Genomic DNA, 12,145 nt, shown 5'->3' with positions numbered 1-12,145 from the left:
TTCCTAGGTTGCTCGTACGGCAGCAACAACCGTCGCTTCACTTTTTTGAATTTCAAAACCGTAAGCCTCCAGCTTTTCTAGTAATTGCTGAACGGTTTTCCCCCGATCGTAAAACACTCCAGGATGCAATTCCACGATCATTGCGCGACAGTTGCTAAGCGCCGCTGCATCTTGGGAAATCAGATCGAACTCAGCGCCTTCAATATCACACACCAAAGAATACTCACCTTCAATGCACTCTTGTTGCAGTAGCTGCGTCAATGTTATGGCTTGCACCGATATTCTTTCGCCACCGGTTCCGTTGTCCCGCCAGTTTTCAGCGACATGGCTACCGTGGGTACCGGAGGTGACCGTAAACGGGATACTATCTCTTCCAGAATAGTCTATCGCACAATTAACTAGCGCAAGTTTTCGACTAGGGTTGATAGCGAGCGCGTTTTCTCTGCATAGGTCTAAGAGTTCGGGGTTAGCTTCGACAACAACTTGGCGAGCGTCCTCGTTCAGTTTTCGATTCAAAAGTCCTGAGACAATTCCATAGGATCCACCAAGTTCAACGACTGGGAGATCAGGAGGAAGATAGTCCTGCATCAAATTGCGCTCTGGTTGCTGATAAATCCCTTTGTAGAGGGCGTGGTACGCAGCAAAAGGAATATCTTCGGGGTAGCTGAATCGCATTCCGTCTATTTCAATGGTGTGCCCCGACAGTTTTGAACGAATTTTCTTCTTCGCTTTTTTACTCGGCCGAACAAAGTTTGGTCCGCGTTCAAATCCAAGGTAGCGATCTTTTCGCCCCTTACCTTCCAATGTACCAATGTCGACTGTTGCACATGTCGTGGTTACAGTCTTCGGCTTGAATGCGCGAGCATATTTTTCTTCGAACCTATTGCAAGATTCCTTGAACGCATCGTCAATCTTGCCTAGGCCCAAATGCTCCACTCGGAAATCGACGACGTAACAAGAGTATCCTCGCATTTCGGCCTGCGCAACGAGGTCTGTTCCATAGAGATGAAACCCCGTGAGATCATTCGAGAATGCAACGCGGGTGTTTTGGCGAACCACCATGAAGTTCTCATCAAGAGAATTCACCCTGGCTATTGGGTTCCTTTTCGTCCCTGCGACAACTGTGTTTCTTTCAGTCAAATAGTAATAACGATCTTTGCCTCCAACTCCTGCGTTCCCTAAAACCGCCCAATTTGGATCCAGCTCGCTAACTTGTGAAATTACTTCTCGCAACCTTGTGGGTCCATCTATTGCAAGGATATCCTGATGGCACAAAATCGCATACCGCCCTCGAGCCTGGTTTAGGGCCGCATTCAAACCAGCAAATCCATCACCAGTATTTTCCACGCGATTGTCGACATATAGAAACTCGCAAAATGTATCATCAAAACCCGCATTTCGCATTGAAACAATCATATTTTGGTATTGATCAGCGCTGGACACCAACGAACAGAACGAAAACTCCAACTCGTACCCGGTCTTGTTGGTTACGACAGACGCCTTCGGTATCGTTTTCATTTCTTTTCGTCCGTTTCCTCGCGCGACATGCGTCGCAGTTTGCACAAAGCAAGATTGTACTGAGCTCTGCCAGGCTGGTGTCCAATGAAACCTGCCGACCAAGTGTTTGCCTTGTTTGACACTTCGGCAGAAGCAATAGTCCGGCCTTCGCTATTCAGTTTTTCCCAAATATCCTATCGCAGCCTTCAATTCGGCGGGCACATGTTTTACCCAAAAGTCAGGCTCATACCGCTCATAAGCATGACCGCCCATTGGTAATTTTCTGTCAAGCAGTTCATATAACTCTGACGGACAAGCTTCAAAGGCAAATTGAGCGGCGTCTCTCGGCCGTGGAACCCGAAATTCTGGAAATCTTTCTGGCACAAATCCGGACCAAAAAATGTCCTCGTTTATACCGGATTTCACAACCATTACCCTGGAATTTAGAAAAATTCGACAAATCCAATCAGCAATACGCACGAAACCAAGCTTAGAAAGCGTACTAAAAAACTTGGTTCGATTGATCATTTTCGTCGATTGCAACACCCTCAAAGCAGATTGAACGTGGCGCAAACTGAACCCTCCATTCAACGTCTTCAAGAGCTTCAATGGCCTGTGAGGCTCGCTATACCCTTTAAACATAGGTGCTCCGACAAATGCATAGCCTTTTTGCACCCACTCCTCAACTTCATCCCTTAGAACAACCGCATCATGCTGACAGATCAAAATGTACTCGCTGTCCAAGAAGCGGCGAAAAAATGTCTCGCTCTTTAGTAGACTGTTGTAACCTTTTACACTTTCAAAGTGATTGCCTTCAAAGAGCTCCAAGAAAACTTCCTGTCCGACCGCTGGTGATATGACATCTCTCGTTTTTCGCAGCAAATCACGTTGACAGCGTGAACCAATGAGCACGACTCTATTTCTCGCCAACACGTCCAGATTGTGCTTGAGTACCTGAAGCTCAGCCGAACAAAGTTCACGATAGACCGGAACCACAACAGTACATGTACTGCTTACTGACTTGTTCAAGATCAATCTCCTAAGTCACTCTGTTTCAATGCAACCAGCAGGTACTATAGAAGTGTTGTTCTTTGGAAATACAGGGCGTCCGCAACGTTCGGTGTTGTTATGTTTCAGGCACCTCAACAGGCGCCTGAAACATTGGTCTTGCATGCTCTAGTGCAACTTAGCACCGACATCAGCAATGGCCGCGTCGATCAGCTTGTTCGCCTGCGTCGCAGTCATCTGTTTCGCCAGAACGGCGTTTGCAGCGGATACCGCAACCGAGATCGCCTGATCGCGAACTTCCTTCACAGCCGAAGCTTCAGCCGAAGCGATCTGATCCTGCGCGGCCGCCAAACGGCGTGCGATGGATTTTTCCAGGTCGACCTTGGCCTGTTCCGCTGCCAGAGCCGCATCGTCCTTGGCCGCAGCCACGATGGCATCTGCCTGCGTCTGCACTTCACGCTGCTTACGCTCATACGAGGCCAGCAGGCTGCGGGCTTCTTCATGCAGGGCTCGGGCTTCGTCGAGTTCCGACTTGATGCCCTCGGCACGGTTGTCCAGGGCGCCACCGATCATGCCGGGGACCTTGAAGTAGAACAGAACCCCGATGAAGACGATGAAGCCCAGAAGGACGACAAAGTCGGTGTTGCCCAGCGAGAAGAACGGTCCTTTGGCCGCCAATGCGGGGCTGGCCGCGCCGAAGGTCAGGATAAGGGCAAGAGTGTTCCGCATGTCACTTATCCTTTCATCTGCGCGTCAACGGCACCGTCGATGGCTTTGGCATCTGCCTCGCCGCCCAGTGCAGTCACCAGTTCAGCCGCCGTATCTTTGGCAACCACTTGAATGCTTTCCAACGCACCGGCACGGATGTCGGCAATTGCCTTCTCCGATTCAGCCGCCTTTGCAGCGATTTCCGCATCCGCTTTGGCAATCGCGTCATCCAGACCAGACTGGATTTCGGCGCGGGCTTCCGCTGCGATACGCTGAGCCTCAGAACGGGCATCGGCCAGCGCCTTGTTATAGGCCTCTTCGGCCTCGACCGCTTTGGCCTTCAGATCTTCGGCCGCAGCCAGGTCATTTGTAATGGTCCCCTGACGTTCAGCCAGGATTGCCGCGATGCGAGGCAGAGCCACGCGAGACAGGACCAGAAAGATGACGACCAGCGTAATGACCAGCCAGAAAATCTGGTTGGGGAACCAATCGAAGCAGAGCTGCGGCATCCCGATGGCAGAGCCATAGGAGTCGACGCACGAGCCAGCTACCTCTTTAGTAATGGGTTCAGTCGCCATGATATCCTCCGTCGGAAACGTGTCTTTACAACAGGTGGGCCGCTATGGCTTGGGCCCACCTGCGCGTAAGGATCAGGTTCCGCAGATTATACGGCGAACATCAGCAGCAGCGAGACCAGGAATGCGAAGATCCCCAGGGCTTCTGCGAACGCGATACCGATGAAGAGGGTTGCGGTCTGCGAAGCAGCCGCCGAAGGGTTGCGCAGAGCGCCGGCCAGGAAGTTGCCTGCTACGTTGCCCACCCCGATTGCGGCTGCGCCGGAACCGATTGCTGCCAGGCCTGCGCCGATGTGTGCGAGTTCGCCTTCCATGATGTATCTCCTTACGAATTGGAAGTTTCGATGTTGGGTGTTCGGACCTTAGTGCGACGGATGCAGCGCATCTTTCAGATAAACACAGGTCAGAATGGTGAATACGTAGGCCTGAATGAAGGCCACCAGGACCTCAAGACCGTACATTGCGGTGATCGCCAGAACGGACACGGGCGAGATCACGGCAACCGCAGCGAAGCCTGCGAAAACCTTGATAACCGCGTGGCCAGCCATGACGTTACCGGCAAGACGAATGGAGTGGCTGACGGGGCGTACGAAGTACGAGATCAGCTCGATGATCGCCAGGATCGGGCGCAAGGCCAGAGGCGCGCTGGAAACCCAGAACAGACCCAGGAACGCGGCGCCGTTTTTGACGAAGCCCAGAACGGTTACGGTCAGGAACACTGCCAGCGCCAGCGGAATGGTGACCGCGAAATGCGAGGTTGTAGTGAACGAGGTCGGGATCAGGCCCAGGAAGTTGGCGCAGACAATGAACATGAACAGGGTCATGACATAGGGGAAGAACTTAACGCCCTCCTTGCCGCAGATGTCTTCCAGCATCTTGTAGACGAATCCGTAGGTCAGCTCTGCAACAGACTGCATACGTGTCGGAACAATCGCGCGCTTCGATGTGGGCAGAACCAGCAGCAGAATAACCGCGACGATTGCAAAGAACAGCCACAGGGTTACGTTGGTGATGGTGAACATACCAACAGCGCCGTCGCCAAACAGCGGTTTGACGATGAACTGATCCATTGGGTGGAATACCAGGCTGCTGCCTTCTGCTGCGGTGGTCTCAGTTGCCACGTTCAGTCCCTCTCGTCCTTCTCGGCAGCCGTCGCCGCCATTTGTTTCTCTTGGGCCTCTTTCGCGCTGCGGAGCATAACCTTCACGCCCGCGACAAGGCCCAGCAATGTGAACAGCACCAGAAAGATCGGGATTGTCCCGAGCAGGCTATCCAGCCCATATCCGATGCCAAATCCGATCCCCAGACCGGATACCATTTCGATGACCATCCTCCAGGCAAGCTCGCCTCCGGATACGTCAGCATCTGCACGGGGCTTGGGCTGTTTTGCCTTTTTCGCCGCGTCGATCTTGGCCTCAAGCTGCGCCATACGCTGCTTTTGGTCGTCATCGGTCACGGGCGTTTCCCTCGTATAGTCTTGAGGCTAGGTGCTAAGGGGCAAGGGGCGCAGAGTCAACGGGCTTGAACGCCCGAATTGACGCAGGTTAAAGTACTGATTTTAAAATAATAAACCACCTACTCAAAATCGCTCAACTGCACAGGCAAAGGCCAAAATCAGGCAATCCGCCTAAAATGCCATATTCAACCCTTTGGTTGATCTTTGACTTCCGTGCCTTGGCGCATCCGCCGAACAATGCGGCCATCGATCAGCAAAAGCCCGACAAGGATCGCTGCCATACCAAGCATATGCTCGGGGCGCAGGGCCTCTTTTAACACCCACGTTCCCAGCACCAACGCCGAGACCGGCGCGATGAGGGTAACGGTTGAAATGTTCGTCGGACCCACTTTGGGCAGCAGCCAATAAAACACGATGAACGCCGCCGAGGTCAGGACAAATCCGATCATCAGCAGAGACGCCCAGGTCTCAACCCGGGTGACATGGGGCAACCCCTCTTGCCAGAGGGCCAGCGGAGTGATTGCCAGTGTTGCTCCGGTCAGAGCCAAGGCAACCAGAACCACGGGCTGCATATCCTGGAACGCGCGCGCGAAGTTGACCGAGAAGGCGTAGCAGACCGGAGCCAGCAGGATCAGCAGTATGGCCCAGAACTGGGAACCGGCCCCGGAATACAGAACCGGCAGCGACAGCACGACAATGCCCGCGAACCCACAGACCACGCCCATAGACTTCAAGAAGGTTGCCCGCTCACCCCCCGGCCAGAAATGCGAGACGATGACCGCGAAGGCAGGCGTCGTTGCATTCACGATACCCGCCACGCCGGCACCAATATGCTGCTGGCCCAGCGCGTAAAACGCGAATGGCGCGGCATAGCTGAGCGCACCAAACCCCAGTAAGGCAATCGCGCGGTTGCCTGACAGGCGTACGTTCAGACGGGCGCCAATGACGTAAATCCAGCACCCCAGTGCTCCAAACCCAACCCGCCCCATGGACACGGACAGCGGCCCGAGTTCGCGCAGCAAAATGGCGTTGAACATGAAAGACATGCCCCAGCCTATGCCGAGGATACAGATCACCAGCCAGTATTTCAGCGGCATTGAGACACCCATTTTCAAGTCAACGCGCAGCATCGCGATGGGCCGCAAATTGTCAAACCGGTTCCTGCGTATTAGGAACGTGACATGTCAAACGACCTCGATACTGTTTTTGCCGCTTTGGCCGATCCGACCCGCCGCACCATCCTTGCGATGCTGCTGGAGGATGACATGGCCGTCACCGATGTGGCCGAACCGTTCGAGATGTCTCTGGCCGCGATCTCGAAACATCTGGTCATTCTGACCCGGGCCGGGCTGATCAGCCAGGAAAAACGCGGGCGGGTGAAATGGTGCAAGCTGGAGCCGGACGCCCTGCGCACAGCCTCGGTCTGGATGCAGGGCTTCGGGCAGTTCGAACCCGTCAATCTGGACGCGTTCGAACGGTTTTTGGAAGTCGAGCTACCGTCGGGAGACGACCCCTAAGTCATCTGACCACGAAGACCGACATTTTTGAATGCTGCGCCAGTTTCCCGGCGTGGCTCGTGAAGATGTAGTCTGTGATCCGCGGGGCGTGTGTGCCAACAACGATCAGATCCGCGCCAATCTCTTCGGCGGCTTTCGCAAGATCCCCGTCTACCTCGGCGGCGACATCGACAGAGTGGATATTGCGCGTCTCAACCTCGGTGCCACTTAGTTTGCCGATCTCGTCTGCCAGCGCCGATAGGCTTTCGGCAATCGCCTCATCCGTTTGCAAGGCCTCGCCAGGCTGCATACCCGTCACGCTGACGAGGGTAACCTTGGCGCTCTGCCATTTGGCGATTTCAGCCGCGACTGCAGTTGCCTTCTGGACCTCAGGCGGCATATGCAAGTCGACAGGGATCATGATGTGATTGTACATGAATTCCTCCTCTCTCCGGGTTTGAGGTTAGAGGACAACGCAATTTGGGGCCTTGATCTGGCTCAACCCCTTTAAAAAAGGGCCGGTTTACCCCTCCTGACTGTATTCTACACCGGTGATCACACCGGTCGCATCGGCCCGGCAAATCCAGGGCGCTTCAGCACCCGCCACAGAGACGCTCACGACCGTTCCCGTTGCCTCTGACCGCGTTGAGGTCGCCTGAACATCGCCAGATGCCACACCCGTTTCCGCCGATACCAGCGCCTCGCAACTGGCCTGCAGATCTGATCCCTTCTTGTCAGAGCCGCTCGGGGCACAGGCACAGAGAAAAAGGGCCGTTCCAATCACGAAAACTCGGGTCATTTTTGCGTTCCTTTCGTGCAATGGTCGAATTCTGCCACAGCTGGGATCAAGCACAAGAGTCACTCCGGCGCTGTTTGCGGAGCGGGCGCTTCGTCTTTCAAGAGCATGAGAAGCGCGAGGATGGTCAGCCCGACCCCACCCAGAAGAAGGCCTGTCGGGATGCCGTTGCCCAGCGCGATCTCCCACAGGATCACCCAGCTTGGGACGAGATAAGTATACGCCATCACTTTGGCCGAGGGCAGGCGCAAAGCTGCGAACTGCACCAGCACGAAACTGACAGCTGTTGCAAAGAAGGACAGGTAGAACAGGCCCAGCCAAACGATACCCGGAAGGTTGGCCCAGTCGGTTGCAAGGATGTCGCGCCAGCCAAAGCCGGTCAGCAACAGGCACCCTGCGACGAGCGTGCCGAAGGTGAACACCACGGCCGGCTCGCCCCGGTTCAATTTGCGCACCATCGGGGTGTAGATCGCATGGGCGACACAGCCCCAGAAATAGATGATCTCACCTCCTCCGATCGAGAACGCCCGGAACGCCTGCCAATCAGCGCGAAAGATCACCCAAAGCGCACCTGCCGCGCCGACCACCAAGGCCAGAGCCATCCGGGGCGTTGTGACCTGACGCAACAGCGCCCACCCAGCGAAGGCGGCAATCACGGGTGTAAGGGTAAATACCGCAGCCGCGCTGACCGGGGGGGCGGTTTGCAGCCCGTAGAACATCAGCACGAAATAGGTGGCGAACAGCCCGCCCAGCACAAGATACCGCCAAGGCGCCTGCGCTGCACTGCGTGGCAAACCGGTGGTGGCCAATGCGGCAAGGCCGATCACAGCTGCTGCTATCCCGAACCTCACCGCATTCAGCGCCGCCGGAGCGATCTCATTGGCGATGATCGACCCCAACGAGAAACTGCCTGCGACCAGGGCCGAGAAGACCAGCATGGCCAGATGGCCACGCGCTTGTGGGCTCATGGCAGCCAGCCCTTGGACTGGTCCTTCAGGAATTGCAGGAAAGACTGCACCTTGGTCGTACGATGCAGGTCTACATGGGTCACCAGCCACAGCTTGCCGGACCACTCCGGCAGCGGCTCCATGACCTCTTCGAGTTCAGGATGGCGCACGGCCTCCCACCGGGCCATGAAGCCTATCCCTGCCCCAGCCAGAACCGCTTCGCCGCAGGTGAAGTTGTTGGAACACAGGAAAGTCATCGCCTCAACCGGTGCATTTGCACGCAGCCAGCGTGAAAACGGCGCGCGGCTGTTTTCATCGTCATTGCCGACAAATGCGTGATTGCCAAAATCCTCTACACCCGAAGGCTTGCCGCGCCGTGCTATATAATCCTTGCTGGCGTAGAGCCCGACCTCCTGCGCTACAAAGGGCTGTACAACATTGTCAGGCTGATCAGGCGCGGCACCTGCACGAATGGCCACATGCGCCTCACCATATTCCAGCCGAAACAGACGATCCCCGGTCAGATAGCGCACGATCAGGCCCGGATGTGACCTCTGAAACTCGGTCAATGTCGGCACGACCAGGGGGGCCAGCGACGCCAGAGAGGTCACGACCAACTCGCCCGAGACGTCATCGCCGCGCCCTTTCATGCGACCAACCAATTGGTTGAACTGATCTTCTGTGGCTTGGGCCACGCGCAAAAGGTCCTCACCCGCTTCGGTCGGGGTGTACCCCCGCGCATGACGCTGGAACAGCTTCACTCCAAGGCGCGCCTCGATGGCGTCGATATGGCGAATGACCGTTGCATGATGCACGCCCAGAACCTCGGCCGCGCCGCTGACCGTTCCCATACGGGCCACCTGATACGCGGTTCTGACTTCGTCCCAATTGTCCATCACGACCTCATAATGTGCAATTTCAAACACTCAATGTTGACTTAGCCGAGTTTTGTTCGCCAGCACAACGCTCATATTGGGAGCAGAGCGAAATTTCCCCAATGAGGACATCATGACCAAAACAATCCTGCATATCGACGCCTCGGCCCGCCGCACCGGATCAGCAACCCGCGACCTGTCGCATCGCGTCGTCCAGCATCTTGGCGCGGAACGCATCATCCGCCGCGATCTGGCCAGCCCCCTGCCCCTGCTGACCGAGGACTGGATCGCCGCTAACTTCACTCCGGCAGACCAACGCGATGCCGTTCAGCGTGATCAACTGGCCCTGTCCGACGAGCTGGTGAACGAACTTCAACGCGCCGATACCATCGTGATCGGCCTGCCGATCTACAACTTCTCGGTCCCGGCGGCGTTCAAGGCATGGATTGATTTGGTTGCCCGAGTCGGTCTGACATTCTCTTACTCCGAAAACGGCCCCAAAGGCCTTCTCGAAGGCAAACGCGCCGTTCTGGCAATCGCATCAGGTGGCACGGCGGTCGGATCTGAAATCGACTTTGCAACCAATTACGCCAAGCATGTTCTAGGCTTCATCGGCATCACTGACGTCGACGTCGTAGCTGCAGATCAATTGGCCATTGACGCCGACTCGTCGGTCAAAAATGCCCACAAAGCCATTGGTGAACTGGCAGCCTGATCAGGCTCTGGCCAAAGCAAAGCGAAACGTCCAATCTGCACGGCAGTAGCTTTCTGCGGATTGGGCGTTTGTCATGAAAAAGATCGGAATTCTTGGGGGCGTCGGCTGGGCCTCGACGGTGGATTACTACCGCGCGATTTCCGAAGGGGCGAGCCGCCACTTCGCCGCGCGTGGACACGGGTCCCCCCTCCCCATTCCACCGATGACAATCGAGTCCGTCACGCAAGCCAAAACACGGGCCTTGCGCGGTATGGCCGGCGATGAGGCAAGTTGGACCGCATTCGACGCGGTGTTTCGAGAGGCGCTTCTGACCTTGGAGAATGCGGGATGCGACTTTGGCATCATCGCCTCAAACACTCCGCACGCACGTCTTCATGCTATCCGGCAGGGCGTGTCGATGCCAATTCTCAGCATCTTCGACGCGACGGCCGAGGTCACCGCGTCAACAGGCGCGTCACGGGCGCTGGTTTTGGGCACGGCCGTGACCATGCAGGCGACCAACTACGCCGACAGGTTGGCACAGGAGGGCCTCGCCGCAAATGATCGTCTGCCCGAAGTCGAAATCGCCGAGATGCAGGCCATGATCGACAACGAGTTTTACGGCGGTGCGTCAGAATCCGCTCATGACCGGCTGCTGGCCTTTTGTAACAAGCATGCAGAACCGGGCACGGCCATCCTGCTGGCTTGTACGGAACTGCCGCTGGCCTTCCCCAACCATCTGGACGATCCCGTGTTCGAAGCCGACGGACATTTGTTCATCAACCCTTCGGCGGCCCATGTAGCCGCCGCGCTGAAACAAGCGTTGGAGGAGTGACTAAGGCAGCCAGGTCACGGCGCATCCGATCCGGTCGAAGAACGCCATCAAATCGGACTGCGTCATCGCGACGGTTCGGTCATTGACCAGCGGGTGCATGTAGATCACGTCGGCCTGCTGCGCCGCTGCGTCCATGAAGAACCGCACGTTATTCTGTACCCCGTTGATCATCGCCAGCGGGCTGACTGCACCCGGACGGATGCCGAGGTTCTCCAACAAGCGATCCGCCGAGCCGAAAGACAGGTTACCGATCCCCAATTCAGCGCCCAGCGCTTTGAGGTCAATCTCGCGGCTCTGTTCAAGCGTCACCAGATAGTTGCGCTTTTTCTTGTCGCGCAGGTACAGGTTCTTCAACCGCAAGGCATTCTCACCCGGCACCATAAACTGGTCCTCAACGGCCTTTGCATCCTCAACTGTGCGCAGCGGCACATGAGAATGCAGCCGATACTCCAACCCCCAATCATCCAGCTGCGCCAACAACGCATCGGAACTGAGCGGCAATGTGTCCTGAAAAGCGGATGATGCGTCCATGAGACCCTCCTGTTCGACGCGCTCATCGCGCAACGCGCGGGCGAATTCAAGCCACGACAGCCCTCGAATTCGATGCTAGCGTACCGCCATGAAAGTCACGCGCAACACCCCGGACCAGTTGATCCTGTCCAATACACCCTGGCTGATAGGCATCATGCTGGTTGTCTTCATCCTCTGTTTCGTCGGCGCAGGCCTCTTCATGGCCACCGAAGGGGGTGAGGGCATCTTCTTCGGCATTTTCTTTGCCCTGGTCGGTGGAGGTTTGGGCTTTGGCGCCTTCTGCGTCTTTGTGCGGCGCGTGCAGGTCATACTGGACCGTCGCACAAACAGCATCGTGATCCGCCGCCAATCGATCTTTGGTTATGACACCGTGGAACATGATCTGTCGAACCTCTCCCATGCCGAGGTGGAAACCACCACCTCGAGCCGTAAAGGAAACTCGTCCAAGATGCATCGCCCTGTTCTAATCTTAGAAAAGGGCATGAGTGCTGGTCGTCACCCGATTGTCGAAGCCTATGTCAGCGGAGGCGGCGCACAGCGGATGGTCGATGCGGTCAATGCCTGGCTTCCGGCGCACACGGTTGACTCTGACATCCAATCCGCCTAAAGCCCCACCAAACATCCGGAAGCGTAGACCTTCCGGTCCCTTGAGTCGTTCAGGGATCGCCCCCCACCAGCGAGTTTCGCCCGTGGGGGCAATGCCATTTGGCATTACCCCCACGTCTAA

17 protein-coding genes are annotated in these 12,145 nt (G+C 56.3%); 4 read left to right on the top strand and 13 right to left on the bottom strand.

The annotated features are described in order from the left end of the window. Window positions 1-3: 3 nt before the first annotated feature. The 8 genes from ACRZ95_RS19645 to ACRZ95_RS19610 all read right to left on the bottom strand — a co-directional run bounded on the left by ACRZ95_RS19645 (window position 4) and on the right by ACRZ95_RS19610 (window position 6,341). A complete protein-coding gene (locus tag ACRZ95_RS19645; RefSeq protein ID WP_170681295.1) occupies window positions 4-1,518 on the bottom strand; it encodes an FkbM family methyltransferase in 1,515 nt (504 codons plus the stop codon). Window positions 1,519-1,668: 150 nt separating this feature from the next. Then, complete coding sequence (locus tag ACRZ95_RS19640; protein ID WP_170556363.1) at window positions 1,669-2,526, bottom strand: DUF5672 family protein; 858 nt, start codon at window positions 2,524-2,526, stop codon at window positions 1,669-1,671. 147 nt (window positions 2,527-2,673) lie between these two features. Further along, window positions 2,674-3,234 (bottom strand): F0F1 ATP synthase subunit B, encoded by a 561-nt coding sequence (locus ACRZ95_RS19635; RefSeq protein WP_170681297.1) that lies wholly within the window; start codon window positions 3,232-3,234, stop codon window positions 2,674-2,676. Between the two features lie 5 nt (window positions 3,235-3,239). Beyond that, complete coding sequence (locus ACRZ95_RS19630; RefSeq protein WP_170681299.1) at window positions 3,240-3,791, bottom strand: F0F1 ATP synthase subunit B'; 552 nt, start codon at window positions 3,789-3,791, stop codon at window positions 3,240-3,242. 86 nt (window positions 3,792-3,877) lie between these two features. After that, entirely contained in the window at window positions 3,878-4,102 is a 225-nt protein-coding gene (locus ACRZ95_RS19625; protein ID WP_170681301.1) for a F0F1 ATP synthase subunit C, read from the bottom strand. A 48-nt stretch (window positions 4,103-4,150) separates the two neighbouring features. Beyond that, window positions 4,151-4,909, bottom strand: a complete 759-nt coding sequence (locus ACRZ95_RS19620; RefSeq protein WP_170681303.1) for a F0F1 ATP synthase subunit A — start codon at window positions 4,907-4,909, stop codon at window positions 4,151-4,153. 2 nt (window positions 4,910-4,911) lie between these two features. Then, window positions 4,912-5,244: an AtpZ/AtpI family protein gene (locus tag ACRZ95_RS19615; protein WP_170380482.1), complete on the bottom strand. Its 333-nt coding sequence runs from the start codon at window positions 5,242-5,244 to the stop codon at window positions 4,912-4,914. A gap of 185 nt (window positions 5,245-5,429) precedes the next feature. Beyond that, window positions 5,430-6,341 carry a DMT family transporter gene (locus tag ACRZ95_RS19610; RefSeq protein ID WP_170681383.1) on the bottom strand — a complete coding sequence of 304 codons (912 nt, stop codon included), beginning with the start codon at window positions 6,339-6,341 and terminating at the stop codon, window positions 5,430-5,432. 84 nt (window positions 6,342-6,425) lie between these two features. Between ACRZ95_RS19610 and ACRZ95_RS19605 the strand changes: the two genes are divergently transcribed. Beyond that, the gene (locus ACRZ95_RS19605; RefSeq protein ID WP_170681306.1) at window positions 6,426-6,761 is read left to right on the top strand and encodes a metalloregulator ArsR/SmtB family transcription factor; all 336 of its coding nucleotides are present in this window, start codon (window positions 6,426-6,428) and stop codon (window positions 6,759-6,761) included. A gap of 1 nt (window position 6,762) precedes the next feature. Here the strand turns inward: ACRZ95_RS19605 and ACRZ95_RS19600 are convergent, their stop codons facing one another. From ACRZ95_RS19600 to ACRZ95_RS19585, 4 genes are all read right to left on the bottom strand, one after another. Then, on the bottom strand, window positions 6,763-7,176 hold the full coding sequence (locus ACRZ95_RS19600; RefSeq protein WP_170681308.1) for a universal stress protein: 414 nt from the start codon (window positions 7,174-7,176) through the stop codon (window positions 6,763-6,765). Between the two features lie 87 nt (window positions 7,177-7,263). Then, a complete protein-coding gene (locus ACRZ95_RS19595; RefSeq protein ID WP_170681310.1) occupies window positions 7,264-7,539 on the bottom strand; it encodes a hypothetical protein in 276 nt (91 codons plus the stop codon). Between the two features lie 59 nt (window positions 7,540-7,598). Continuing rightward, window positions 7,599-8,504, bottom strand: coding sequence for a DMT family transporter (locus ACRZ95_RS19590; protein WP_170681312.1), 906 nt, complete (start codon window positions 8,502-8,504; stop codon window positions 7,599-7,601). Further along, on the bottom strand, window positions 8,501-9,379 hold the full coding sequence (locus ACRZ95_RS19585) for a LysR family transcriptional regulator (protein WP_170681314.1): 879 nt from the start codon (window positions 9,377-9,379) through the stop codon (window positions 8,501-8,503). Before ACRZ95_RS19585 ends, ACRZ95_RS19590 begins: the two co-directional genes overlap by 4 nt. A 112-nt stretch (window positions 9,380-9,491) precedes the next feature. Between ACRZ95_RS19585 and ACRZ95_RS19580 the strand changes: the two genes are divergently transcribed. Both ACRZ95_RS19580 and ACRZ95_RS19575 read left to right on the top strand, forming a co-directional pair. Continuing rightward, window positions 9,492-10,073 (top strand): NAD(P)H-dependent oxidoreductase, encoded by a 582-nt coding sequence (locus ACRZ95_RS19580; RefSeq protein ID WP_170681316.1) that lies wholly within the window; start codon window positions 9,492-9,494, stop codon window positions 10,071-10,073. Between the two features lie 73 nt (window positions 10,074-10,146). Continuing rightward, complete coding sequence (locus ACRZ95_RS19575; RefSeq protein WP_170681318.1) at window positions 10,147-10,887, top strand: aspartate/glutamate racemase family protein; 741 nt, start codon at window positions 10,147-10,149, stop codon at window positions 10,885-10,887. Here the strand turns inward: ACRZ95_RS19575 and ACRZ95_RS19570 are convergent, their stop codons facing one another. Continuing rightward, window positions 10,888-11,418, bottom strand: coding sequence for a prolyl-tRNA synthetase associated domain-containing protein (locus ACRZ95_RS19570; RefSeq protein ID WP_170681319.1), 531 nt, complete (start codon window positions 11,416-11,418; stop codon window positions 10,888-10,890). A gap of 88 nt (window positions 11,419-11,506) precedes the next feature. Here ACRZ95_RS19570 and ACRZ95_RS19565 point away from each other — a divergent pair, with 88 nt between their 5' ends. Beyond that, window positions 11,507-12,025: a hypothetical protein gene (locus ACRZ95_RS19565; RefSeq protein WP_170681321.1), complete on the top strand. Its 519-nt coding sequence runs from the start codon at window positions 11,507-11,509 to the stop codon at window positions 12,023-12,025. Window positions 12,026-12,145 lie beyond the last annotated feature (120 nt).

The sequence above is a fragment of the Ruegeria sp. AI3 genome (genome assembly GCF_056541245.1).
The sequence above is the reverse complement of the archived record's forward strand: the minus strand, read 5'-3'. Positions and strand labels throughout refer to the sequence as shown.

Coding starts and splice junctions, on each gene's coding strand:
- ACRZ95_RS19645 (WP_170681295.1), bottom strand. CDS start 1,518: ATGAAAACGATACCGAAGGCGTCTGTCGTAACCAACAAGACCGGGTAC.
- ACRZ95_RS19635 (WP_170681297.1), bottom strand. CDS start 3,234: ATGCGGAACACTCTTGCCCTTATCCTGACCTTCGGCGCGGCCAGCCCC.
- ACRZ95_RS19630 (WP_170681299.1), bottom strand. CDS start 3,791: ATGGCGACTGAACCCATTACTAAAGAGGTAGCTGGCTCGTGCGTCGAC.
- ACRZ95_RS19625 (WP_170681301.1), bottom strand. CDS start 4,102: ATGGAAGGCGAACTCGCACACATCGGCGCAGGCCTGGCAGCAATCGGT.
- ACRZ95_RS19610 (WP_170681383.1), bottom strand. CDS start 6,341: ATGCCGCTGAAATACTGGCTGGTGATCTGTATCCTCGGCATAGGCTGG.
- ACRZ95_RS19605 (WP_170681306.1), top strand. CDS start 6,426: ATGTCAAACGACCTCGATACTGTTTTTGCCGCTTTGGCCGATCCGACC.
- ACRZ95_RS19600 (WP_170681308.1), bottom strand. CDS start 7,176: ATGTACAATCACATCATGATCCCTGTCGACTTGCATATGCCGCCTGAG.
- ACRZ95_RS19595 (WP_170681310.1), bottom strand. CDS start 7,539: ATGACCCGAGTTTTCGTGATTGGAACGGCCCTTTTTCTCTGTGCCTGT.
- ACRZ95_RS19590 (WP_170681312.1), bottom strand. CDS start 8,504: ATGAGCCCACAAGCGCGTGGCCATCTGGCCATGCTGGTCTTCTCGGCC.
- ACRZ95_RS19585 (WP_170681314.1), bottom strand. CDS start 9,379: ATGGACAATTGGGACGAAGTCAGAACCGCGTATCAGGTGGCCCGTATG.
- ACRZ95_RS19580 (WP_170681316.1), top strand. CDS start 9,492: ATGACCAAAACAATCCTGCATATCGACGCCTCGGCCCGCCGCACCGGA.
- ACRZ95_RS19575 (WP_170681318.1), top strand. CDS start 10,147: ATGAAAAAGATCGGAATTCTTGGGGGCGTCGGCTGGGCCTCGACGGTG.
- ACRZ95_RS19570 (WP_170681319.1), bottom strand. CDS start 11,418: ATGGACGCATCATCCGCTTTTCAGGACACATTGCCGCTCAGTTCCGAT.
- ACRZ95_RS19565 (WP_170681321.1), top strand. CDS start 11,507: ATGAAAGTCACGCGCAACACCCCGGACCAGTTGATCCTGTCCAATACA.